Here is a 24,513-nt window from a genome sequence, read left to right on the forward strand (position 1 = left end):
CACAGGAGTTTGGACAGCACCAAACTGGACAATTGGTTCATTAGCTTCAGGAGCAACCGAAACAATTACTATAGAAGCAGTTGTCGGAGTTGGAACAGGAGGAACAACATTAGTAAACACAGTTAGCAATACACAAGATCAAACAGATGATAATACAACTCCAGATGATGCAAGTGAAAGTGTAACGGTAACAAGTTCAGATTTAGTAACAATCAAAGTGGTTAACATTTTGACACCAGATGAAGGCGATGGAATTGTTTATACAATTACGGTAAGCAATATAGGAAGTGATGCAACAGGCGTTAGCTTAACAGATAATTTACCAGCAGGCGTAACGTATGTAAGTGATGATTCAGCAGGAGCTTACAACAGTGGATCAGGAATCTGGACTATTGGAGCTATTGCAGATGGTGCAACGGTAACATTAAATATTACAGCAACTGTAAATGCAGGAACATCAGGACAAACGATCACGAATGTTACTACAGCAGCCACAGGAGATCAAACAGATCCAGATGCAACAACAGATACTTTATCGGCTGATATTTTAGTAAATATTTTTTCAGATATTGTATTAACCAAAGTTGTAGACAATGCAACACCAAATACCGGAGATACAGTGACCTATACGGTAACAGTAACCAACAACGGTGCAGCAGCAGTTACAAATTTAGTTGTTACAGATGCGTTGCCAATGGGATTAACTTTTGGTTCAGCAACGCCAAGTTCAGGAACTTGGACAGCACCAAACTGGACAATAGGAAATTTAGCAAGAGGAGCATCAGAGAGTATTACAATTGAAGCGTTGGTAGTTGCTGCAGGAACAATTCCTTCAATAACGTTAACAAATATAGTTACTAATACACAGGATCAAATAGATACCAATGTAACATTGGATGATTCAACAGCTGATATTGTTGTTACGGCATCAAATTTAGTAACAACGAAAGTAGTTGACAATGCAACACCAAATGAAGGAGAGACGATAGTTTATACTATTGAAGTAAGCAATGCAGGAAGTGATGCAACAGGCGTTAGTTTAACAGATAATTTACCAGCAGGAGTTACATATATAAGTGATGATTCGTTAGGAGCTTACAATAGTGGGTCAGGAATCTGGACCATTGGAGCTATTGCAGATGGAGCTACGGCAACCTTGAATATTACAGCAACTGTAAATGCAGGAACAAGTGGTGATGATATCACCAACTTTACCACTGCAGCAATGGGAGATCAGTCAGATCCAACAACAGATGGTGATGATTTATCAGAATTAATTACAGTAGCAAATAATGCTGATATCGTATTAACCAAAGTAGTGGATAATAATTCACCAAATGAAGGAGATACAATTACGTATACAGTAACGGTAACCAATAACGGTCCAGCTGCAGTAACTAATTTAGTTATAGCAGATGCATTAGGTGCAGGTTTAACTTTTGGCTTGGTAACACCAAGTACAGGAACTTGGAGTTCACCAAACTGGACAATAGGTTCATTAGCACCAGGTGCAACAGAAACAATTACTATAGAAGCAGTTGTTGGAGTTGGAACCGGAGGAACAACGTTAACAAACACAGTTAGCAATACACAAGATCAAACGGATGATAATACAACTCCAGATGATGCAAGTGAAAGTGTAACAGTAACAAGTTCAGATTTAGAGACTCTTAAAACAGTAAGTGATGCTTCACCAAATGAAGGGAATATTATTACGTATACAATTACGGTTACTAACAATGGATTAAGTGACGCTACTAGTGTAAGTTTAGTTGATAACCTACCAGTGGGTGTAACATATGTGAGTCATTCAACTTCAGATGGCGTTTTCAATAACGGTTCAGGAGTATGGAGTATTGGAAGTTTAGCCTACGGAGACACAGCAACTTTAACAATTGATGCTTCAGTTGATGCAGGAACTGTTGGTGTAACAATTACAAACACTACAAGTGCTGTAATTGCAGATCAATCAGATCCAAATATTTCAAATAATATTGGAAGTGTATCAATAGTACCAGTAGCATTTATAGATTTAAGTTTGACAAAAACAATTGTAAATAATATTACCGCGCCATTAGTAGGTGATCAAATTACTTTTGAAATCAGAGTTAATAATGAAGGACCAACAGATGCTTCAGGAGTTCAGGTTACTGATTTGATTCCTTCTGGATACGAATTTGTGAATTATAGCTCAACAATTGGAGGATATGATCCAATTTCAGGAGTATGGCACATTGGAAATGTTGAAATAGGTAATATGGCAGTATTGTTAGTTGATGTTATTGTATTAGAAAGTGGAGATTACACGAACTGTGCAGAAATAACAGCAGCGAATGAAGACGATGTTGATTCAACACCAAATAGTGGTAATGACGGAGAAGACGATTATGCTTGTGCCTTAACAGTTCCAGTAAATGAAGCAGATTTAAGTATTACAAAAACGGTAGTTGCAAACAATGTAACACCTTTAGTAGATACAGAAGTTACTTTTGAAATTAGAATTACGAATAATGGACCTTTAGATGCTACAGAAGTTATAGTAACAGATATGTTACCTGATGGTTACACGTTTGTGAATTATAGTTCTACAATTGGAACCTATAGTGAGGTAAGTGGTTTATGGACTATTGGAACTATTTTAAATGGAGAAACAGAGGTATTATTAATTGATGTGATTGTTAATGCAACAGGAGAATATGAAAACTGTACTTCAATTACTAATTTACGTCAAATTGATCCTAATCCATCAAATGATAGTGACTGTGCTTCAACTACTCCAATACCTGTAGCTGATTTAGAATTAACAAAAGATGTTGATAATTTATTACCATACGCAGAAACTAACGTAGACTTTACAATTGTTGTAACTAACAATGGTCCAAGTGAAGCAACTGGAGTTGTAGTAACAGATTTATTACCATCAGGATATACGTTTGTAAGTTATTCAGCAACAGCTGGAACGTACGACGCAGGTTCAGGTTTATGGAATATTGGTAGTGTAATTAATGGAGAATCAGTAACACTTACTGTTACAGCATACGTATTACCAATTGGTGATTGGACAAATGTTGCAGAAGTAACAGCAGCCAATGAATTAGACTTAGATTCTACGCCGGGGAATAATGATATTTATGAAGACGATCAGGCGCAAGTAACAACTGCACCAATAATATTATTAACGATGCCTGAAGGATTTTCTCCTGATGGAGATGGTATCAATGATGTATTTGAGATTGAATTCTTAGAAGTGTTATATCCAAACTTCAGTATGCAAATAGTGAATAGATATGGGAACAAAGTGTATGAGTATCAACATAATGGAAATCCTAATACAACACCATTATGGTGGGATGGTTTCTCAAATGGAAGATGGAATTTAGATAGCTTAGAATTGCCAACAGGAACTTATTTCTATACTATTTACTTTAACAATGATGAAAGAAAACCACAAACAGGTTGGATCTATTTAAGAAGATAAAAAAAAATAATACAAGAAGGGAGTTTAAACTAATGACTCCCTTCTATTAAATTTTATAATCAAGGATTTATGAAAAAAATAAAATTACTTTTAGGAATTTTCGCTTTACTGTCCACGGTATTCGTTTTCGGTCAGCAAGACACTCAGTACACCCAGTACATGTACAACATGAATGTTTTAAATCCGGCGTATGCAGGATCTAAAGGGATTACAAGTATTGGATTGTTAGGTAGATCCCAATGGGTTGGGGTAGATGGAGCACCGCAAACACTTACATTATCTATACATTCACCAATTGGAAATCAGGTAGGTTTAGGACTTTCAGTAGTCCATGATGAGATAGGTCCAGTTAAAGAAGACAATATATATGTAGATTTTTCATATACCATACTCACTTCAGAAGAAGGCCGTTTGGCTTTTGGATTAAAAGGAGGGGTTACATTTTTAGATGTACGTGAGACAATAATGGTTGATGATTTAGACCCTTTAAATGTTCCAATCCACCAAACTTCACCTAATTTTGGAGCTGGTATTTATTTTTATACCAACAAGTTTTATGTTGGTTTGTCAGCACCTAACTTTTTAGAGACACGACATTTAGAAAAAGATGGAGGACAATCAAGTTCGGCAGCAGAGCAAATGCATTATTTCTTTACATCAGGTTATGTGTTTGACATTAATGAAAATTTAAAATTAAAACCATCAACAATGATTAAGGCTACATCTGGAGCTCCTTTATCAGTTGATTTATCTACCAACTTATTGGTAGAAGATAGATTTGAATTTGGATTGTCATATCGTTTTGATGATTCAATAAGTGGTATGGTTGGTTTTCAGGTAAATGAAGATTTTAGAATTGGTTATGCTTATGATCATACTATATCAAGTTATGGAGAGTTCAATTCAGGTTCACACGAAATAATGTTATTATTTGATTTTAATAGAAGAAACATAAAGAGTCCAAGATTCTTTTAATTTTAAAAAAAGTAAGTAAGATGAAAAAAATTACCCTTATACTACTATTGTTTTGTGCATCATTTGTAAATGCACAAGAACAGGAATATAGTATCAAAAATGTTTCTTCAAATACAAAATATCAAGATTTTGGAGTAAGTTATTTTGGAAAAAACACAGCAGTATTTGCTTCTGCACGTAAAGATAAATCTATTAGAAAAAGAGTTTGGCTTATTAATAACCAGCCTTTTTTAGAATTATACAAAGGAACTATTATTGAAAATGGAGACATAACTGATGTTAAACGCTTTTCAAAAGCATTAAACACCAAATTCCACGAATCAAATGTAGCCTTTACGAAAGATCTTAACACGGTTTATTTTACAAGAAATAACTATATAGATAAAAAGATAAAGAAAGATACAACAGGAATGATTTTAAACCAAATGTACAAAGCGCAAGTTGGTTTAGAAGGAGAATGGACAAACATTCAATCGATGCCATTTAATAGTGATAATTACCAAACAGGTCACCCAACTTTAAATGAAGCAGAAGATAAATTATATTTTATTTCTGATATGCCAGGATCTTATGGTTTGACAGATATTTACGTTGTAGACATTCATGCTGATGGTACTTATGGAGAACCGAAAAATTTAGGTTCAGGTGTAAATACATCTAGAAAAGAAATGTTTCCATTTATAGACCAACACAATGTGTTGTATTATTCTTCAAATGGTTTTCCAGATTCTAAAGGAGGTTTAGATGTTTATGCTACCAAATTAGGAAAGAATAATGAATACCATGAACCATTAAATTTAGGTTTCCCTATCAATAGTAATAAAGATGACTATAGTTTTGTGAAACAAAATGGAACAAAATCAGGTTACTTTTCATCTAATAGAATGGGAGGAAAAGGAGATGATGATATTTACTCATTTATAGAGTTAAATCCATTAAGTTTTGCTTGTTCACAAGAAATAGCAGGAGTTGCAAGAGATAAGAATAGCGGTGCATTATTACCAGGAACTTTAGTAACTTTATATAAAGGTGAAGAAAAAGTAGAGAGTATATTAGTAGGAACTGATGCCGTATTTAACTTTAGAGTAGACTGTGAAGCATCTTATAAAGTAGTAGGAGAAAAACAAAGTTATAAAGAAGATTCAAAAGAATTAACAACTTCAGACAAAGATGATTTAAAAACAGATTCTGTATTGTATTTAGAACAAGATGAATTTATTACGGTTCGTGGGCATTTAATGCTAAACATTAATCCAATTTATTTTGATCTAGATAAAGCAGAGATTAGAGATGATGCCGCTATTGAATTAGAGCGTGTAGTAGTGATAATGACAAAATACCCAGGATTGGTTGTTCAAATAGGATCACACACCGATAGTAGAGCTCCAGATAATTATAACTGGATATTATCAAACAAAAGAGCAATAGCTACTACAGAGTGGATTATTACAAATGGAATTGATAGGAACCGAATATTTGGAGGAGGTTATGGTGAAACACAATTGGTAAATGAATGTTCAAATGGTGTTAAATGTACAGATGAACAACATCAATTAAATAGAAGAACTGAGTTTATTATTATAAATCCAGGTATTATAAAACAATAATTTTTGAAATAACAATCAATAAAAAAAGCCGCTTTAAGCGGCTTTTTTTATTGATAATTTTAAACGAAGTTTTAACTGAGAAATATTTATAATTTCTAAAAAACGAAGTTTTTAGTTGTATAAAAGTTTTTGTAAAAAAATAAATTATTAAATTTAATGTTTATTCCCGCAAAACTGATTAATTTGAAATCATTACTTCCATTTTTTTATATTGTATTTGTGCTATTTTGCAATAATTTGATTGCCCAAAATTACCAGATGGTAACCGTAACAGGGATTATTTCTGGTAGTGAAACAAATAATGCGCTTTATAAGGCAAATTCTAGTACAATACGATCATTAAGGTACATTAGAGCTCAAAGAATTGAAGGGCCTCAAGATGGTTCTTTCAGCTTAAAAGGAGATAATATTAGATATACAGCAAAATCAACGGTATCTGGAATTCCTGGAAATCATAGTAAAATTAGATTTACGTTTTTACAATCTGATAGAATAACTCCAATTCCACCAAGTAATCTTAGGTTTATAATTAACGATATAGATGGACCAAATAATGAAGCCCTAGCAACTAATTGTGATGCGAATTTACGTTTTTTAGGGACGGCAAACCCAACTAATTTAAATGTAATTAATATGCCTCCAAATATTCTTGCAATTGGTGTTGTTGAAGAAAATGACGGTCCAACTAGTAGGGTAATGTTTGAATTTAAGGATGTTTCTGTCGTTGAATTGGATAATTATGCCAACAATGGATATTTGAAAGATTTTGATATGAATGATGATTATCCTATTTCAAAACCTATTTACGTAAAATGCAATTCATTTACGAGTAACATTTATACCCAAAAAGATTCTGTTGCTACAAATCAATCAAGTGAATTTAAAAATGAAAAGGAATTATATATGGTGATAACTGAGCCTATTTATTTTGATAATGACAATTCAAATATTAGAAGTGATGCTGTTTTTGAATTAAAAAAAGTAGTAGATATATTAAATAAATATCCTGAATTAATTATTGAATTACGTTCTCATACCGACGCTAAGGCAGATGATAAATATAATATGAAATTATCTAATAGAAGAGCTAAATCTTCTGTACAATGGATTGTTAAAAATGGAATTGATTCAAAAAGAATTATTGGAAAAGGTTTTGGGGAAACTAAATTGGTAAATGAATGTTCCAATGGTGTAAAATGTACTGAAGAGCAACATCAATTAAATAGAAGAACTGAATTTGTTGTTATAAATCCTGAAGTGATTAAGTAATTACAAAATAGAAATCATAAAAAAACCACTATTTAGTGGCTTTTTTATGATTTAGAAAATATGATATTACAATTCAAACCCTAAATCAACTCCTAAATTTTTAGCAATTAACTTAGTAATTCTGGTTTTTAATTGTGGAATTTTAATTTTTTCAACTACATCATTTGCAAATGCATATAATAGTAATGCTTTTGCACTTTCCTTTGGGATTCCTCTAGATTGCATATAAAATAAGGCACTTTCATCTAATTGACCAATGGTACATCCATGTGAGCATTTTACATCATCAGCAAAAATTTCTAATTGTGGTTTTGCATTTATTGTTGCGCCATCATCAATTAAAATAGTATTATTTTGTTGAAAAGCATTTGTTTTCTGAGCAGCTTGTTGTACAATAACTTTTCCGTTAAATACACCAACAGACTTATCGGCATAAATACCTTTATACAATTCATGGCTTTCACAATTTGGGAATTTATGATTTACTAACGTATGATTATCTACGTGTTGTTTATCACTTAAAATAGAAATTCCATTTAAGTTAGAAGTAATATGTTCTCCTTCTTGATAAAATTCCAAGTTGTTTCTAGTTATGTTCCCACCAAAAGAAAAAGTACTAACTGAAGCTACACTTTGTTGTTTTTGAGAAACAAAAGTACTGTCAATTAATGAAGAGTCATCAGTATCATTTTGAATTTTATAGTAATCTATAATGGCTCTTTTATGAACAAAAATTTCAGTAACTGAATTGGTAAGCGTTGTGTTTTTTGATAGATTTTGATGACGTTCAATAACTTGAACATGTGAATTTTCCCCAACAACCACTAAATTTCTTGGTTGAAGCATCACTTCTTTTTCGTTACCAGTTGAAAAATTAATGATTTGAATTGGTTTAGGTACAATTGTATTTTTTGGAATATTGATAAAAGCACCTTCCACTGCAAAAGCAGTATTTAATTCAGCCAAACTATTGTTTTCTTTGGCAATGGTGTTGAAATAATTATCAACTACCATTTTATATTTTGGTCTTGTTAGAGCCGAAGATAATACACAAACATCACATTCATCATGTGTAGTTGTGGATAAAAAAGAACTAAAAACACCATCAATAAAAATTAATTTATAGGATTCAATTTCATTAATTAAATAATTTTCAATGTTTTTAAAACCAACAGATTTCTCTCCTGAAGGGAAAAGACTAAAATCGTGTTTAAGTAACGGTTTTAAACTGGTATATTTCCATTCTTCATCTTTTTTTGAAGGGAATCCTTCATTCTCAAAATTTTGAATTGCTTTTAAACGAAGTGTATGTACGTTAGAATCTAAATCTAAACCACCTTTGTTTTCAAAAGCTAAAAATGAAGAGACTAATTTTTCTTTTAAATCCATAATTATTTTTATTTCAACCAGTCGTATCCTTTTTCCTCTAATTCTAAGGCTAATTCTTTTCCACCAGATTTTACTATTTTTCCATTGTATAAAACATGAACAAAATCAGGTACAATATAATCTAACAAGCGTTGGTAATGTGTAATTACTAAAACCGCATTATCTTTATTTTTTAGTTTGTTAACTCCATTTGCTACCACTTTTAAGGCATCAATGTCTAAACCTGAATCTGTTTCATCAAGTATAGCTAGTTTAGGTTCTAACATGGCCATTTGGAAGATTTCATTACGTTTTTTTTCACCTCCTGAAAATCCTTCATTTAAAGACCGTGATAAAAACTTCCGATCTATTTCTAACAAATCAGCTTTTTCACGAATTAGTTTCAACATATCTTTTGCTGGTAACTCTTCTAACCCTTGTCCTTTTCTAGTTTCGTTTATAGCAGTTTTAATAAAGTTTGTAACCGTAACTCCTGGTATTTCAACTGGATATTGAAAAGACAAGAATACACCTTTGTGAGCTCTTTCTTCAGGAGCAAAATCGGCTAAATCTTCACCATTTAAAATCACAGAACCTTCAGTAACTTCATACTCGTCCTTTCCTGCAATAACTGCTGAAAGTGTACTCTTACCAGAACCATTAGGTCCCATAATAGCATGAACTTCTCCAGCTTTTATTTCGAGATTTATTCCTTTTAAAATCTCTTTATCGTTGATACTTGCGTGTAAATTTTTTACTTGTAACATCGTTATTGTTTTATATAAAATCTAATATTATTTTATCTTCTATTTTTAATTTATCGGCATTCAAATGGATTTCTCCAGTATAATTCATTCCTAAATAATCTGCTGATTTTTGAAATGGGATGTAAAAACTTTTTTCAATACTATCGCTATGTGAATTTGAAATCACAAACATGTTTTTACCTTTTAATTTTCTTCCTGTTTCTTTTTTAACTCTAATTAAATCAGAAAAACGATCAAAAAACACTTTCATAATTCCGCTCATATTATACCAATATACAGGAGTTGCAAAAATAAGCGTGTCATATTTTTCAATAATTGAAGTTATGAGTGGTAAAAAATCGTCATTTAAATTTTTACTTTCATAATCGTAATATGAAAAATTATAATTATTTAAATCAATTACCTCAATATTATATTTTTCTGAAATAGCCACAATTGATTTTGCTGTATTTCCTTGACTTCTGGAAGAACCGAGAATAATTACTTTTTTACTTTCCATTATTATCCTACACTTCCTTCTAAACTAATTTCTAATAATTTTTGAGCTTCAACAGCAAATTCCATTGGTAATTTGTTCAATACCTCTTTTCCAAAACCATTCACAATTAAAGCAATGGCTTTTTCGGTATTTATACCACGTTGATTGCAATAAAATAGTTGGTCTTCACCAATTTTACTTGTTGTAGCTTCGTGTTCTATTTGAGCTGTTTTATTTTTACATTCAATATATGGAAATGTATGCGCTCCACATTGATCTCCCATTAATAAGGAATCACATTGTGAAAAGTTTCGTGCATTTTTGGCTCTTGGACTAATTTGCACTAAACCTCTATATGAATTTTGAGATTTTCCAGCCGAAATTCCTTTTGAAATAATAGTACTTTTGGTATTATTACCTAAGTGAATCATTTTTGTACCGGTATCAGCTTGTTGATAATTATTGGTAACAGCGATAGAATAAAATTCCCCAACTGAATTGTCTCCTTTTAAAATACAACTTGGATATTTCCATGTAACGGCACTACCAGTCTCAACTTGAGTCCAAGAAATTTTAGCATTTTTCTCACATAAACCTCGTTTAGTTACAAAATTGTAAACACCACCTTTTCCTTCTTTATCTCCTGGGAACCAGTTTTGTACAGTGGAGTATTTGATTTCAGCATCATCCAAAGCAATTAATTCCACAACTGCAGCGTGTAATTGATTTTCATCACGAGCTGGAGCAGTACAACCTTCTAAATAACTTACATAACTACCTTGATCAGCAATAACTAAAGTACGTTCAAATTGACCAGTTCCACCTTCATTGATTCTAAAATAGGTAGATAACTCCATAGGGCAAGTTACTCCTTTTGGAATGTAACAAAATGAACCATCAGAAAAAACGGCTGAATTTAATGCAGCATAAAAATTATCGGATGTTGGAACAATAGTTCCTAAATATTTTTTTACCAATTCAGGATGTTCTTGAATGGCTTCAGAAATTGGCATAAAAATAATACCTTTTTCGTTTAATGTCTTTTTAAAAGTGGTTGCTACAGAAACTGAATCAATAACAATATCAACAGCAACATTAGATAACCGTTTTTGTTCACCAATTGAAATACCTAATTTTTCAAATGTTTTTAGTAATTCAGGATCAACCTGATCTAAACTATCCAATTTTGGCTTTTGTATTGGTGCTGAATAATAGCTAATATCTTGGAAAGAAGGTTTTTTATAACGAACGTTTGCCCATTCTGGCTCTTTCATTTCTTTCCATACTTTAAAAGCTTCCAAACGCCACTGCGTCATCCATTCAGGTTCATTTTTCTTTTTAGAAATTGCAATTACAACGTCTTCATTTAAACCCACAGGAAATTTATCAGCTTTAATATCTGTATAAAAACCGTATTCGTACTCTTTAGTTTCGAGTTCTTTTTTTAAATCGTCTTCGGTAAATTTACTCATTTTAAAATTTTAAAGTGAAAATGATTCCCCACAACCACAAGTGCGTTGTGCATTCGGATTGTTAAAAACAAAACCAGTTCCGTTTAATCCTCCTGAGTATTCTAGTGTTGTTCCAACAAGATATAAAAAACTTTTTTTATCAACAATAATTTTCACATTGTTGTCTTCAAAAACTTTATCATCTTCTTTTTTTTCTTTGTCGAAAGTTAATTCGTAAGATAGCCCTGAACAACCACCGCTTTTTACACCAACTCTAACAAAATCTTCAGTTGGATTAAAGCCGTCATCACCCATAAGCTCTAATACTTTTTTCTTTGCTATTTCTGAAACTTTTATCATATTCCTTAAGTAGATTAATTCTAAATAAGTGCAAATATAGGCACAAATTATGGTTTTTAAAATCTTTTTTGTATGAATATAATTAATAGTGTTATAGTTGTTACCTATAAACTTTTATCTTTGCAAAATGATAGAAGATAAAAATCAAACACGTACAAGTTTAACAGAGTTAGGAGAATTTGGGTTGATAAAACATTTAACACAAAATTTTAAAATTCAACATAAATCTACCATTAAAGGAGTAGGAGATGATGCTGCTGTGTTGACAATAACAGATAAGCATATTTTAGTGACTACTGATTTGTTAATTGAAGGCGTGCACTTTGATTTAAGTTATATGCCTTTAAAACATTTGGGTTATAAAGCTGTAATGGTCAATTTATCGGATGTATATGCAATGAATGGTAATGCAACTCAAATAACGGTTTCAATTGCTGTTTCAAATCGTTTTCCGTTGGAGGCTGTGGAAGAATTATACGAAGGAATACATTTAGCATGTAGAGGTTATAATATTGATTTAATTGGAGGCGATACAACTTCATCAACTACAGGTTTGTTAATTAGTATTACTGCTATTGGTGAAGTTAATAAAGAAGAAGTTGTTTATAGAAACACAGCAAAACCTACAGATTTATTAGTTGTTTCAGGAGATTTAGGTGCTGCTTATTTAGGGTTGCAGGTTTTAGAACGAGAAAAACAAGTTTTTCAGGTAAATCCAGATTCTCAACCTGATTTAACAAATTATAGCTATTTAATTGAACGACAATTAAAACCCGAAGCAAGAAAAGATATTGTAAAGTTATTGAAAGATTTAGAAGTTAAACCAACGGCTATGATTGATATTTCAGATGGACTTTCTTCTGAAATTTTACATATTTGTACTCAATCTAAAGTTGGATGTAATTTGTATGAAGATAAAATACCATTAGATCCTCAGGTAATTTCTACTTGTGAAGAATTCAATTTGAATAGTACAACTATTGCGTTAAGTGGCGGTGAAGATTATGAATTGTTATTTACTATTTCACAAGAAGATTTTCCAAAAATACAAGCCAATCCACATTTATCTATTATTGGTCATATTACTGAAGAAAGCGAAGGTGTAAATTTAGTAACTAGAGCAAATCAACTTATAAAATTAACGGCTCAAGGCTGGAATGCTTTACAAAAGGAATAAAAGTTGTATAAATACAACTACAAAAATGCTTAAATTTCAAAAATTTAGGCATTTTTATAGTTTGTAAAAAGAGCTTTCTTCGGCATAGTAATTGTTGAATTAAAAAAAACACTCATGGTTATGAAACGTACTCTGCTAATTATTTTATTAATTCCTGCGTTGTTATTTTCACAAGGGAAACTTGAAAAAGCAAAAGAAAGCTTATCAGAAAGTAGTGAAACAAGAAATGATAGAAGCACAAGAACTTCTAGAAACAATCATCAAAATTCTTCAGACAATAATGGATTTTTCTATGACTTTTTTATTGAACTTGGGTACTATGCCCTTTATGGTACAGTTATAGGCCAATCAGAATATAGAAGTTTAACGCCACACCCATATTATAAAAATACCTTTGGTGAATATTTAAAAGGGGATTCTACAAATTCAAAAAATAGTATTTTTAAAATAAGTGCAATTCGTCATTTTAATAAAAGGATTAATGGATTAGAAATAAACGCGAATTATAGAATTTTACCAATTTTTGGACTTGAAGCATCCTATATTCATTTTTCAGAAAGAACTATTATTGGAAGCGATTATTTAGAGGTAGCTTCACTTATGGCCAATTATTATAGAATACGAGAAAAAAATATTTCACTTTGGTGGGGATTAGGGACTTCATATGTTGGTAATGATGTTAAAAAACTGGGTTTTGCATATAACATTGGTACTGAAATTTACCCTTTTAAACCAATTAGCCTACACGTTTCTTGGAAACAAAGTTTTATAAATAATACAAGTATTGATGTTTTTAAAACTCAAATAAAATACCATATAAAAAACACAGCTCTTTTTACTGGATATCATGAGTATCAATTAGGAAGTGAAAAAAATGCGGGTTTTATTCTTGGTGCAGAATATACATTTTAACTTAACATATTTTTACAAATGTAGTTAAGGCGTTCATTAAATCATCTTTATTTTCAATATGACTCATGTGTCCGTCAGGAAATTCAACAACTTTTACTTTCGTGTTTTTTGTTTGGTTAATTAAACTTAAATAATCTAAAGCTGGATCTTGTTTTCCAACAATCATTTGAATAGGAAAATTTGAATTTTTATAAATTGAAGTCTGGTCTTTTCTAATTTTCATTCCTTCTAACGAAGCAATAATTCCTTGTGGTGAAATTTGTAAAGCTTCATTAGTAATTTGTTTAATTTCTGAAGTGAAAACAGTTCTGTTTTCTTCTGAAAAAAGCATTGGAATTGCAATTCGCACGAATGTTTTATGATTTTGTTTTACCGCTATAATAGCTCGGTCTCTATTTATTTTTTTTTCTTCTGAATCTGGTAAAGCAGTAGAATTCATTAAACACAATCCTTTTATGTTTTGAGGGAATAATTTTGCAAAAACGAGTGCAATATAACCACCCATGCTATGCCCAATTATTATATATTTTCTTAAGTGAAGGTGATTTAAAACGGCCTTCACCATTTCAGCCTGTTCTTCCATGGTGTGAATATAACCGTGATTTTCAGTTTTACCATGCCCTAATAAATCTATACAAATAACTTTGTTTCTTTTTGAAAGTACAGCCGCAATTTCATTCCACATAGTATTGTTTTCTAAAAAACCATGCAATAAAACAAGGGCGCTTCCTTTACCCGAAATTGTAAAATGAATAGAAGTATTTTTGTAAATAAAATTCATATTTAAAATTAATTGAGTTGTAATTATTGGCTAATTTTTTAATCCTTTAATTGCTGAAAAAGCTTTGTCAACATTTTCTTCTTCCACCAAAATAGTAAATTCATTTGTTGTAGAAACTACTTCATACAATGAAATTCCTTCCCAAGCCAAACGTTTAAAAAATTGATAATATAACCCTGCAATTTTTGTATTTTCTTTTGGTAAACCAATAGTTATTGCCGACAAATGGTCTTGAGAAGTAATACAAGTTTCATTTTTATAACTTTCTTCAATTTGTTGTTTTAAAGAAGTGGTAATTAAAACATTACTTTCATGAACGCCACGAGTGAACGTATAGAAAATATGTGGATCTTCCTTTAAAACTTCCAACATTTTTAAATGACTGTGAATTAAACTGCCAGAATTTTTAAAAGTATAATCTGAAAGATTAGAACGAACTGTAATATCTCCTAAATTTTCCAAAACCTTATTTAATTTAATTTTGTTCGCCATTTCTTTTGGAGGACTATACCTGCGAAGCGCCATCATAATAGCTCCAGCTTTTACAGGTTTGCGTAACATTTTTGAAATAGGATCTCTTAGTTCTTCTGATAAAGCGCTGTAATTTAAAATATTACGAGTTAAAGCATCTTCTAAAAATGGTTGAGAAACTAAGATCTCTTCAACACAGGTTGCAATTGTTTTCATCTGTCTGTTTTTTATTATTTTCTATGCGTCAGATTGTTAAATATTTAACAGTTTGTGCAAAATTAGTGTATAATTTTCAAATAAGAACCAAATAATTAAAATCATTCTATTTTTGCATCCTAAAATATGAATAAAATGAAAGTTTTAAAATTTGGAGGAACGTCAGTTGGTTCAATTGAAAACATGAAAAGTGTTAAAGATATAATTGTAGATGGCAATAAAAAAATTGTAGTGCTTTCAGCAATGTCAGGCACAACCAATGCATTGGTTGAAATTTCTGATTTTATAAAAAATAATGAAAGCAATGAAGCATTCACAAATATAGAAGTTCTGCTTAAAAAATATCACTTGGTCTTAGATGAATTAATTACAGAACCTAGTTTAAAAAAAGATGTTTTAGCGTATATAAATTCGGTTTTTGATTTTTTAAAAGAATGTACTTCAAAAAAATATTCTGAATTATTGTACAATCAAATAGTTTCTCAAGGGGAGTTGTTATCAACTTATTTTTTTACGAAATATTTGCATCAAGAAGGCGTAAATGCACGGTTATTGCCAGCGTTAGATTTTATGAGAATTGATAAAATGAATGAGCCTGATGATTTTTACATTCAGCAAAATTTACAGCGTATAATTAATGAAGCAGTTCCAGCAGAAATTTATATAACACAAGGTTTTATATGTTTAAATGCTTTTGGAAAAGTTGCGAATTTACAGCGTGGTGGAAGTGATTATACGGCTACAATAATTGGAGCAGTACTAAAAGCTGAAGAAGTTCAAATTTGGACAGATATTGACGGAATGCATAACAACGACCCAAGGTTTGTAGAAAATACACATGCCATTTCAAATTTATCATTTGATGAAGCTGCAGAACTTGCTTATTTTGGAGCGAAGATTTTACATCCGCAAACAGTAATGCCAGCACGTGAAGCTAATATTCCTGTTCGTTTAAAAAACACCATGGACCCAACTTCGTATGGGACTTTAATTTCAAAAGATTTTAAAGGTGAAGGAATTAAAGCGATAGCCGCAAAAGATGGTATTACTGCTATTAAAATTAAATCGGCTAGGATGCTGTTGGCACATGGTTTTTTGAAAAAAGTATTTGAAATTTTTGAGAAACATGAAACCTCTATTGATATGATTACTACTTCTGAAGTAGCAGTTTCACTTACTATTGATAATGATAAAAACTTAGCGGAAATTATTGAAGAATTAGAGAAATTTTCGACAGTTGAGGTTGACAATCAGCAAAGTATTATTTGTTTGGTTGGTCATTTAGTAGTAAGACATCAAGAAACACATAGGCTGTTTCAAGTACTACAAGATATTTCAGTACGTATGATTTCTTATGGTGGAAGCAATAATAATATTTCACTTTTAGTGAATACAAACGATAAAATTACAGCCCTTAAACGTTTAAATGAATACGTTTTTGATTTTGAAACCGTTTAAACATTTAATAGCAAGTTGGTTGATCAATATAAAAGCTCACTTTAAAGTGAGCTTTTATATTTTAATTTATGTTATTTTCAATTTCTTTAATAAAATTGGAAGGATAAAGACCAGTTCTTTTATAAAAGGCTTTTGAAAACGATTCTGCATTATTAAAACCTAGTTCAAAAGCGATAGCTTTTATTGAATATTTTCTAAAGGTTTCATTTGTTTTTAAATGTTCAATACAGTAATCTATTCTTAAATCTGATATATAGGAACTAAAATTTTGTTTCTTATAAAAATTAATAATTTTAGATAAATAGTTGGAATTTGTATTGAAGGATTTAGACAAGCTATTTAATGTTAAATTATTATCTAAAAACGCGTTGCTAACTTCAAATTCTTTTAAAGATAATAATACAGATTTTACAATTTTTTTAGAAATATCACTTAATTCTTTTGAAGGCTTTTCAGATATTTTTTTACTGACAGTTTCTTGTTTTTCCTTTAAAAGGATGTTATTAAAACGTTCTTTTAAAACACGTTGTTTCTTAAATAACCAGACAAAAAGCATGAGAATTATAATAACCAAAGTAATTAAACTAAAAATGGTAAAGGATGATTTCTTTTCACGAGCTTTTAAATTGGTAATAATTTTTTCTTTTTCAGAAAGAAGTTTCGGGGTATCGTATTTTTTAATAAGCGTTTCATTTATATTTTTATAGTTATGGGCAATAATGCTGTCAACATAAATAAGTCTATCTATATAAATTAATTGGTTTTCTATGTCGCTATTTTTTTTATAATAGTCAACAAAATATTCTTGAATATCTCTAACTTCAGGAACAACATCATTTGAAGCATTGTATATGGAATCTGCTTTTTTAAAATGGTACAACGCTTTGGCATCCTTATGTTGTTTCCTAAAAATTTGACCTCGGTAATAATGATCATTTAAAAACCCATTAGAAGTTTTTTCATAGGGTAGTGCTTTATCAAGACTGTCCAATGTCATTTTAAAATTATTTTGATAGTATGCGATACCACCCGTTTGAGAAACAAAATTATAATAGCTAGCAGAATCGTTTTTTAAGAGACTTTCCGTGATTCCTTTTTTTGAATACATAAAAGCGGAATCATATTTTCTCCCAATAATATAGGAATTGGAAATGCTATAAAGTGTTCTTAAATAAAGTCTATTGTGATTTTGGAATTTATTTTCATTTTGAAGCTCTAAAATGCGAAGTATTGATTTGAAGCTATCTAAGGCTTCCTGATAGTTGCCCCATAAATTTTTCAAATCACCAATTGCATTTTTTATATAAAGAAGCTGTTCAATATTATTATGTTTCTGGGAGAGTTTTTGAGCTATTAAATAATTATCTAGTGCTTTTTCATTTTCCCCTAAATTGAAACTTAAGATTCCTTTTATCATATATCCATAACCAGGATATTCAAAATGGTCAAGGGTTTTTGTAAGATCTATGATGCTATCGCAATATTTAATTGCTATTTTGGAATTATTTATAGAGACAAATTGTGAATAGGCATTTGCTATTCGTATTGTGTCATTTTCATTCTTAGCTTTATTTAAATAAGCAGTTGCGTAAATTTTTTCTTTTATGGGATCATTATAATTTGAGTTTAATCCTTTATATAACTCTTTGTAGGTTTTATTTTTTAAAGAATCAGAAATTTGAAATGATTGTGTATTTTGAGATTTCACCCACTGAATACTTACTGAAAATAAAAATAAAATTGTTGTTATTTTTAGTAAAATGGGCAAAGTAGTCAATGAAGGGTTGTTGGGATTTATTTTATTTTTCATTAATTTTTTAAGTTCTTTTTCAATTATTAAAAGAGCAATGCTACTTTTTAATATAAAATTAGTCTAAATTTATGAATATAGAGCGGCTTAGTTTTCTTAATTAAGATAAGCAGTATACATTTGCCTCAAGAATCTTAAATAATATTATTAGTGTTTTAAAAGGGTTAATAATACTAAAAAATTTAAATTATTTGTGAGGAAAATTGCTAAAAAAACTCGAAGCATTCGCTTCGAGTTTTTTTATAGAAATAATATTTTAAAAATTAAGAATTCATTAAATCTTCAATTTCTTCAACTTCAATAGGTATATTTCTCATTAAGTTTATAGGCTCTCCAGTTTTTTGAACAACTACATCATCTTCAATTCTAATTCCCATATTTTCTTCTGGGATATAAATTCCAGGTTCAACAGTAAAAACCATATTTGCTTTCATGGGTAATTTAAGTTGTCCATAATCATGTGTATCCAATCCCATATGATGCGAGGTTCCGTGCATAAAGTATTTTTTATACGCAGGCCAATTAGGATCTTCATTTTGAACATCAGCTTTATCAATAAGTCCTAATCCTAATAATTCAGAAGACATCAATTTTCCAACTTCTTTTTGGTATTCCACCCATAAAACTCCTGGAGATAACATTTTTGTAGCTTCATTCTTTACTCTTAAAACAGCGTTGTAAACCGCTTTTTGTCTGTCAGAAAATCGTCCGTTTACAGGAATTGTACGAGTCATGTCACTTGAATAGTTTGCGTATTTTGCACCAACATCAAGTAAAAGCATATCACCATCTTTACATTCTTTATTGTTTTCAATATAATGTAAAACGCAGGCGCTATATCCTGAAGCAATAATTGGAGTATAGGCAAAACCATCAGATCGACTTCTTAAAAATTCGTGCATAAATTCAGCCTCAATCTCAAATTCCATAATGCCAGGTTTTACAAAAGGTAAAATTCTTCTAAAACCTTTATTGGTGATATCACAAGCTGTTTGAATAATAGGAATTTCTTCAGATTCTTTTACACCACGTAATCCTTGTAATATTTGATTGCTTTTTTCCCATTTGTGTGCTGGAAAATCTGCTTTACATTTTTTAATGAATCTATCCTCGCGAGATTCTAATTCTTCCGCTTGTCTGTAATGTTCATTTGTATTAAAGTAAATAGTTTCAGCTTCAGTCATTAAGTCATAAAAAACTTTTTTAAATTCAGAAAGCCAATAAATAGTTTTAATTCCAGAAACTTCAATAGCTTCTTCTTTAGAATATTTAGCACCATACCAAATTGCAATATGCTTATTGGTTTCAGTTAAAAACAAAATTTCTCTATGTTTAGGGTCTATAGCATCAGGAAAAAGCAATAAAATACTTTCTTCCTGATCAGCACCACTTAAGTAAAATAGATCTCGTTGTTGTTCAAAGGGAAGTGTGCTATCAGCTCCAGTTGTAAAAACATCATTTGAGTTAAATATTGCAATTGATTTTGATTTCATTTGAGCCGTAAACTTGGCTCTGTTTTTAATAAAAAGCTGACTATTAATTGGAAGGTATTTCATTTGTTTATGTTTTTTATGTTTTAGAATTTTATGATGAAAAAATTCAATTCTAGTGTGCTAAATTCATTAATATTAAATTTAGTATAATTTTTAATAACAAAGTTATAAATTTGTTGAAAACGAAACCATAAAAACTCAATATTATTTATGCGAAAATTAATAGTATTTCTACTCTTTGTAGCATTTTCAACGTTAATGTTCTCACAAAACAGACCAGCTTATAAATTATACAATGCAAACGGAGCTAAAGTTTCCTATAAAAGTATGATTAAAAAGATGAAGAAAGCAGAGGTAGTTTTATTTGGAGAACATCATGACAATCCAATTGTACATTGGTTACAATATGAAGCTACAGTAGATTTAAATAAAGTTAGAAAATTGATTTTGGGTGCTGAAATGTTTGAATCAGATAATCAGACTCAATTAAATGAATATTTAGCTGGTGAAATTGATCAAAAAGCGTTTGATACTGTTGCAAGATTATGGAATAATCATTCAACAGATTATAAACCATTGGTAGATTTTGCAAAAGAAAATAAGTTGAAATTTATTGCTGCAAATATTCCAAGGAAATTTGCAAGTGTTGTTTTTAAAGGTGGTTTTGAAGCTATAGATACGCTTTCTATTGAAGAAAAATCATGGATTGCACCATTGCCAATTAAATATGATGCTACTTTGCCAGGTTATGTTAAAATGAAAGAAATGATGGGGGGTCGCGGAGGTGATAATTTACCAAAAGTACAAGCTGTTAAAGATGCAACAATGGCCTATTTTATTCTTAAAAATATGGAGGATAACAAGTTGTTTATTCATTATAATGGCTCATACCATTCTGATGATTTTGAAGGGATTAACTGGTATTTAAAACAGAGGGAACCTAACTTAAATATTGTGACAGTTAGCATTGTAGAGCAAGAAAATTTAAAAAAGTTGGATAAAGAAAATAAGTTTAAAGCCAATTTTATTATTGTAGTTCCTCCAACAATGACAAAAACGTATTAAGCTTTAATTATCTATTTTTTGTTTTAAATACTGTTATAGTTTGTATAATTTTTAGTAATTTCGAAATTACTAATAACTAAAAAAAAGACCATTGCCTAACTTATTTCATGAAAACGAATTCGTTTTTAATGTTCTATTTGAAGCAGTTTCAGAAGGTGTAGTAGTTGTTGATGAAAATCAAACAATTGTTGCAACCAATGTTGCTGCGGAACAAATGTTTGGATATACTAAAGATGAATTAATTACCCAGCATTTAAATATACTCATACCATCTAAGCATCATACTGCACATTCTTCACATGGTGGGCATTATGATACTTTTTACAAACAATCTTCTGCAAGGCAAATGGGTCAGAATAAAGATTTGTTTGGAGCTCGAAAAAATGGTGATAAATTTCCCGTTGAAGTAGGGTTAAATCCATTTGAAATTAGCAATAAGAAATATGTAATGTCTATAATTATTGATACTACAAATCGAAAAAAGGCAGAAGCTAAAATTTTTGAATTAAATGCTTTATTGGAGGAAAAAATTTCTGTTAGAACTATAGAACTTAATAATACGGTTTCGGATTTAAAACAAGAAATAGAAAAGCGATTAAAAGCTGAGTTTAAATTAGTAAAAGCGTTGAAAAAGGAAAAAGAACTTAACGAGCTAAAAACTAAGTTTTTATCACTAGTATCTCACGAATTTAAAACACCATTGAGTGGCGTTTTAAATGCTGCTATTTTAATTGGTAAGTACACGAAATCTGAAATGCAAGATAAAAGAGAGAAACATTTGCTTACCATTAAAAATAAAGTGTATTATTTAAATGGAATTTTAAATGATTTTTTATCTATTGAAAGACTAGAATCTGGTAAAGTAAAGTATAAACTTACCAGCTTTAAGTTAAGTAAAGTGGTAAATGAGGTTGTTTATAATGCGAACATGATGCTAAAAAGTGGACAAAGAATCATTTACCCTTTAAATATCGATAATTTTAATATTTATCAAGATGAAAAAATAGTAGAATTGGTATTGTCAAATCTATTGCATAATGCCATTAAGTACTCACCAGAAAATACCACTATTGATTTTAAAATAAAATTAGATTCAAAAGGTTTTATTTTTGAAATAAAAGATGAAGGAATTGGGATTCCATATGAAGATCAAAAACATATTTTCGAACGATATTTTAGGGCTGAAAACGCCTTAACAAATGAAGGAACAGGTATTGGATTAAACATTGTAAAGGGTCATTTAGAAAGTCTAGGAGGTACTATAGAATTTAAAAGTGTTAGAAATGAAGGAACCACTTTCATTGTGAAATTACCATTAATTAAAGAAATATGAAAACAATATTAATTATTGAAGACGATATAGTTTTAAGAGAAACAACTGCTGAAATTTTGGAACTTGAAAATTATAAAGTAATTACTGCATCTAACGGTAAAAGAGGTGCTGAACAAGCAAAAATATTAGCTCCAGATCTTATAATATGTGATATTATGATGCCGGAAATGGATGGTTATGATTTACTAAAAATCCTTTCTAAAGATGAACAAACGAAACGAATTCCATTCATTTTTATGTCAGCCAAAACAGAAATAAAAGACGTTAGAAAAGGAATGGATTTAGGTGCTGATGATTATCTTACAAAACCTGTTAGCGAAGAATTGTTATTAAGCGCTATAGAAAGTAGACTTGCAAAATTTGAGTTACTAAAGGAAGATGGAATTATAAAAAAGGCAGAAACAGAACAAGAAGATTCATATAAAGATATAGAGAATATTGAAGATCTTAAAAATTATTTTTGTGATTTTGGTTTGTCAAAAAACTACAAAAAGGGTGAAATTATTTATAAAGAAGGAGAATATTCTAATCATATATATTTAGTTTACAAAGGAAGTGTTAAAAGTTATAAAATTGATGAGTTTGGAAAGGAATTGATTCTTAATATTCATAAAGGAGATGATTTTATTGGCCTATCTGCCATTATTGATAATTCACATTATTATGAGTCTATTTCAGCAATGGAAACTTCTGAAATTTTACAAGTTCCTAAAAATATTTTACAACAAATATTAGAAAACAACCACAAACTATCTTTAGAAATATTTCAGCTTATAAATGAAAATTTAACAGAAGTTAAAGAACAGTTATTACAGATGGCTTACGGATCCATGCGTAGAAAAACAGCTCAAACTATCTTAAAATTTGCTAAAATGATGAGTCATAAACCAACTGACAATATTAATATATCACGTCGTGATTTGGCGGGTGTTGCAGGTATCGCAACCGAAAGTTTGATTAGAACGTTAACCGATTTTAAAAAGCATGGAATTCTTGAAATTGAAGGGAGAAACATACGAATTCTTGACCTTGAAAAATTAGAAGCCATAAATTAAAATATTGCGAAATTCATAATAAAACAAGATCTAATTTCACGAAAAATCACTGACTTATATCATTTATTCTTAAAACGCCTTTGTTTAATTTTGTATGAATAATGATTGTAATGAAAAATATATTAATCTTAACTGATTTTTCAGAGAACTCTTGGAATTCAATAACGTATGTACTTGCACTTTCTGAAAATAGAAACTGCAATTTTTACTTATTGAATGGAGTAAATTCCTATGAAAATGAATTTGAAGATCAATCAAGTAATCAATTACTACTCGTAAAAAATAAAAACGAAAAAGACTCGAAAAAAGAATTTGCTAAATTAAAAGACAAAATTAATAACTTCCCGTTAAAAGGAAATCATAAATTTTTTCCAATTATAGCGGAAACTAATATTATAGATGCTGCTAGGGCTCAAATTATTGAAAAAAAAATAAATTTAGTTGTTATAGGAACTAACGGAATGTTGTCTAATGGGAAACAAAATAATATAAGTCCAATAGCTGAAGACATCATCACAAAATTAAAATCGTCTATTTTAGTGGTGCCATTTGAAGCTCGTTTTAATGGTATGAAAGAAATTGCTTTTCCAACTGATTATACAAACTTCAGCGAGGGAAAATTATTACAAAACCTTACTTACGTAATAAGTTACTATCAATGTTCAACACGTTTTGTTTATATGGCAAAAAATAGTGCTGAGTTAGATAAAGAACAACAGTGGAATAAGGAAGCTATACATGACTATTTTCTTGATCTACCTCATAGTTTTCATAATGAAATTAATGAAAATTTTGAATTATCAATTGAGAATTTTATTAAAAAAAGTAATATTGATTTAATAGTAATGTCAGCTAAAAATTTAAATTTGTTTGAGCAAATATTATTTAGGCCTAAAATTAAAAATATTAAATATTATTTTAAAACACCCTTCTTGGTGCTCCACCAGTTTAATTATTAAGAATAAACTTCAAACTTTTTTAGAATCTAA

20 protein-coding genes are annotated in these 24,513 nt (G+C 30.1%); 11 read left to right on the plus strand and 9 right to left on the minus strand.

Annotated features, from left to right (window positions below; translation table 11 throughout):
- The 4 genes from ABY863_RS02500 to ABY863_RS02515 all read left to right on the plus strand — a co-directional run.
- Nucleotides 1–3,478 (plus strand): gliding motility-associated C-terminal domain-containing protein (locus tag ABY863_RS02500; protein WP_372792684.1); only part of this gene is annotated, 3,478 nt, incomplete at its 5' end.
- Nucleotides 3,479–3,547: 69 nt separating this feature from the next.
- Nucleotides 3,548–4,453, plus strand: a complete 906-nt coding sequence (locus tag ABY863_RS02505; protein WP_372792685.1) for a type IX secretion system membrane protein PorP/SprF — start codon at nucleotides 3,548–3,550, stop codon at nucleotides 4,451–4,453.
- A 20-nt stretch (nucleotides 4,454–4,473) separates the two neighbouring features.
- Nucleotides 4,474–6,060 (plus strand): OmpA family protein, encoded by a 1,587-nt coding sequence (locus tag ABY863_RS02510; RefSeq protein ID WP_372792686.1) that lies wholly within the window; start codon nucleotides 4,474–4,476, stop codon nucleotides 6,058–6,060.
- Nucleotides 6,061–6,318: 258 nt separating this feature from the next.
- A complete protein-coding gene (locus ABY863_RS02515) occupies nucleotides 6,319–7,329 on the plus strand; it encodes an OmpA family protein (protein WP_372792687.1) in 1,011 nt (336 codons plus the stop codon).
- A 66-nt stretch (nucleotides 7,330–7,395) separates the two neighbouring features.
- Here the strand turns inward: ABY863_RS02515 and sufD are convergent, their stop codons facing one another.
- Genes sufD through ABY863_RS02540 form a run of 5 tightly spaced genes read right to left on the minus strand, consistent with a single transcriptional unit; the run spans nucleotide 7,396 to nucleotide 11,753 of the window.
- On the minus strand, nucleotides 7,396–8,718 hold the full coding sequence (gene sufD, locus ABY863_RS02520; RefSeq protein ID WP_372792688.1) for a Fe-S cluster assembly protein SufD: 1,323 nt from the start codon (nucleotides 8,716–8,718) through the stop codon (nucleotides 7,396–7,398).
- 8 nt (nucleotides 8,719–8,726) lie between these two features.
- Nucleotides 8,727–9,464 carry a Fe-S cluster assembly ATPase SufC gene (gene sufC, locus ABY863_RS02525; protein WP_372792689.1) on the minus strand — a complete coding sequence of 246 codons (738 nt, stop codon included), beginning with the start codon at nucleotides 9,462–9,464 and terminating at the stop codon, nucleotides 8,727–8,729.
- Between the two features lie 10 nt (nucleotides 9,465–9,474).
- Nucleotides 9,475–9,963 (minus strand): flavodoxin family protein, encoded by a 489-nt coding sequence (locus ABY863_RS02530; RefSeq protein WP_372792690.1) that lies wholly within the window; start codon nucleotides 9,961–9,963, stop codon nucleotides 9,475–9,477.
- Between the two features lie 2 nt (nucleotides 9,964–9,965).
- The gene (gene sufB / locus ABY863_RS02535) at nucleotides 9,966–11,414 is read right to left on the minus strand and encodes a Fe-S cluster assembly protein SufB (protein WP_372792691.1); all 1,449 of its coding nucleotides are present in this window, start codon (nucleotides 11,412–11,414) and stop codon (nucleotides 9,966–9,968) included.
- A gap of 9 nt (nucleotides 11,415–11,423) precedes the next feature.
- Entirely contained in the window at nucleotides 11,424–11,753 is a 330-nt protein-coding gene (locus ABY863_RS02540; RefSeq protein WP_372792692.1) for a HesB/IscA family protein, read from the minus strand.
- A 127-nt stretch (nucleotides 11,754–11,880) separates the two neighbouring features.
- Here ABY863_RS02540 and thiL point away from each other — a divergent pair, with 127 nt between their 5' ends.
- On the plus strand, nucleotides 11,881–12,930 hold the full coding sequence (gene thiL, locus ABY863_RS02545; RefSeq protein WP_372792693.1) for a thiamine-phosphate kinase: 1,050 nt from the start codon (nucleotides 11,881–11,883) through the stop codon (nucleotides 12,928–12,930).
- A 120-nt stretch (nucleotides 12,931–13,050) separates the two neighbouring features.
- The gene (locus ABY863_RS02550) at nucleotides 13,051–13,842 is read left to right on the plus strand and encodes a hypothetical protein (protein WP_372792694.1); all 792 of its coding nucleotides are present in this window, start codon (nucleotides 13,051–13,053) and stop codon (nucleotides 13,840–13,842) included.
- A gap of 1 nt (nucleotide 13,843) precedes the next feature.
- Here ABY863_RS02550 and ABY863_RS02555 read toward each other — a convergent pair whose 3' ends face one another.
- Nucleotides 13,844–14,623 carry an alpha/beta fold hydrolase gene (locus tag ABY863_RS02555; protein ID WP_372792695.1) on the minus strand — a complete coding sequence of 260 codons (780 nt, stop codon included), beginning with the start codon at nucleotides 14,621–14,623 and terminating at the stop codon, nucleotides 13,844–13,846.
- A 30-nt stretch (nucleotides 14,624–14,653) separates the two neighbouring features.
- Entirely contained in the window at nucleotides 14,654–15,310 is a 657-nt protein-coding gene (locus ABY863_RS02560) for a hypothetical protein (protein WP_372792696.1), read from the minus strand.
- Nucleotides 15,311–15,445: 135 nt separating this feature from the next.
- Here ABY863_RS02560 and ABY863_RS02565 point away from each other — a divergent pair, with 135 nt between their 5' ends.
- Complete coding sequence (locus tag ABY863_RS02565) at nucleotides 15,446–16,768, plus strand: aspartate kinase (protein WP_372792697.1); 1,323 nt, start codon at nucleotides 15,446–15,448, stop codon at nucleotides 16,766–16,768.
- Nucleotides 16,769–16,829: 61 nt separating this feature from the next.
- Here the strand turns inward: ABY863_RS02565 and ABY863_RS02570 are convergent, their stop codons facing one another.
- Nucleotides 16,830–18,578 carry a helix-turn-helix domain-containing protein gene (locus tag ABY863_RS02570; protein WP_372792698.1) on the minus strand — a complete coding sequence of 583 codons (1,749 nt, stop codon included), beginning with the start codon at nucleotides 18,576–18,578 and terminating at the stop codon, nucleotides 16,830–16,832.
- 263 nt (nucleotides 18,579–18,841) lie between these two features.
- The gene (locus ABY863_RS02575) at nucleotides 18,842–20,134 is read right to left on the minus strand and encodes an aminopeptidase P family protein (protein ID WP_372792699.1); all 1,293 of its coding nucleotides are present in this window, start codon (nucleotides 20,132–20,134) and stop codon (nucleotides 18,842–18,844) included.
- Between the two features lie 147 nt (nucleotides 20,135–20,281).
- On the opposite strand from ABY863_RS02575, the gene ABY863_RS02580 reads away from it, so the two are divergent.
- The 4 genes from ABY863_RS02580 to ABY863_RS02595 all read left to right on the plus strand — a co-directional run bounded on the left by ABY863_RS02580 (nucleotide 20,282) and on the right by ABY863_RS02595 (nucleotide 24,483).
- Nucleotides 20,282–21,136 carry a ChaN family lipoprotein gene (locus tag ABY863_RS02580; protein WP_372792700.1) on the plus strand — a complete coding sequence of 285 codons (855 nt, stop codon included), beginning with the start codon at nucleotides 20,282–20,284 and terminating at the stop codon, nucleotides 21,134–21,136.
- A 91-nt stretch (nucleotides 21,137–21,227) separates the two neighbouring features.
- Complete coding sequence (locus ABY863_RS02585) at nucleotides 21,228–22,469, plus strand: ATP-binding protein (RefSeq protein WP_372792701.1); 1,242 nt, start codon at nucleotides 21,228–21,230, stop codon at nucleotides 22,467–22,469.
- A complete protein-coding gene (locus tag ABY863_RS02590) occupies nucleotides 22,466–23,524 on the plus strand; it encodes a response regulator (RefSeq protein WP_372792702.1) in 1,059 nt (352 codons plus the stop codon). The genes ABY863_RS02585 and ABY863_RS02590 overlap by 4 nt, the downstream gene beginning before the upstream one ends.
- A 110-nt stretch (nucleotides 23,525–23,634) precedes the next feature.
- Nucleotides 23,635–24,483: a universal stress protein gene (locus tag ABY863_RS02595; RefSeq protein WP_372792703.1), complete on the plus strand. Its 849-nt coding sequence runs from the start codon at nucleotides 23,635–23,637 to the stop codon at nucleotides 24,481–24,483.
- Nucleotides 24,484–24,513 lie beyond the last annotated feature (30 nt).

Source organism: Lutibacter sp. (genome assembly GCF_041562875.1).
Classification (GTDB): Bacteria; Bacteroidota; Bacteroidia; order Flavobacteriales; family Flavobacteriaceae; genus Lutibacter.

Excerpts from the sequence above, each read along its gene's own strand:
- ABY863_RS02560 (WP_372792696.1), bottom strand. The coding sequence starts at position 15,310 with ATGAAAACAATTGCAACCTGTGTTGAAGAGATCTTAGTTTCTCAACCA.
- ABY863_RS02565 (WP_372792697.1), top strand. The coding sequence starts at position 15,446 with ATGAAAGTTTTAAAATTTGGAGGAACGTCAGTTGGTTCAATTGAAAAC.
- ABY863_RS02595 (WP_372792703.1), top strand. The coding sequence starts at position 23,635 with ATGAAAAATATATTAATCTTAACTGATTTTTCAGAGAACTCTTGGAAT.
- sufC (WP_372792689.1), bottom strand. The coding sequence starts at position 9,464 with ATGTTACAAGTAAAAAATTTACACGCAAGTATCAACGATAAAGAGATT.
- ABY863_RS02505 (WP_372792685.1), top strand. The coding sequence starts at position 3,548 with ATGAAAAAAATAAAATTACTTTTAGGAATTTTCGCTTTACTGTCCACG.
- sufB (WP_372792691.1), bottom strand. The coding sequence starts at position 11,414 with ATGAGTAAATTTACCGAAGACGATTTAAAAAAAGAACTCGAAACTAAA.
- ABY863_RS02590 (WP_372792702.1), top strand. The coding sequence starts at position 22,466 with ATGAAAACAATATTAATTATTGAAGACGATATAGTTTTAAGAGAAACA.
- sufD (WP_372792688.1), bottom strand. The coding sequence starts at position 8,718 with ATGGATTTAAAAGAAAAATTAGTCTCTTCATTTTTAGCTTTTGAAAAC.
- ABY863_RS02530 (WP_372792690.1), bottom strand. The coding sequence starts at position 9,963 with ATGGAAAGTAAAAAAGTAATTATTCTCGGTTCTTCCAGAAGTCAAGGA.
- ABY863_RS02555 (WP_372792695.1), bottom strand. The coding sequence starts at position 14,623 with ATGAATTTTATTTACAAAAATACTTCTATTCATTTTACAATTTCGGGT.
- thiL (WP_372792693.1), top strand. The coding sequence starts at position 11,881 with ATGATAGAAGATAAAAATCAAACACGTACAAGTTTAACAGAGTTAGGA.
- ABY863_RS02580 (WP_372792700.1), top strand. The coding sequence starts at position 20,282 with ATGCGAAAATTAATAGTATTTCTACTCTTTGTAGCATTTTCAACGTTA.
- ABY863_RS02515 (WP_372792687.1), top strand. The coding sequence starts at position 6,319 with ATGGTAACCGTAACAGGGATTATTTCTGGTAGTGAAACAAATAATGCG.
- ABY863_RS02575 (WP_372792699.1), bottom strand. The coding sequence starts at position 20,134 with ATGAAATACCTTCCAATTAATAGTCAGCTTTTTATTAAAAACAGAGCC.
- ABY863_RS02570 (WP_372792698.1), bottom strand. The coding sequence starts at position 18,578 with ATGAAAAATAAAATAAATCCCAACAACCCTTCATTGACTACTTTGCCC.
- ABY863_RS02510 (WP_372792686.1), top strand. The coding sequence starts at position 4,474 with ATGAAAAAAATTACCCTTATACTACTATTGTTTTGTGCATCATTTGTA.
- ABY863_RS02550 (WP_372792694.1), top strand. The coding sequence starts at position 13,051 with ATGAAACGTACTCTGCTAATTATTTTATTAATTCCTGCGTTGTTATTT.
- ABY863_RS02540 (WP_372792692.1), bottom strand. The coding sequence starts at position 11,753 with ATGATAAAAGTTTCAGAAATAGCAAAGAAAAAAGTATTAGAGCTTATG.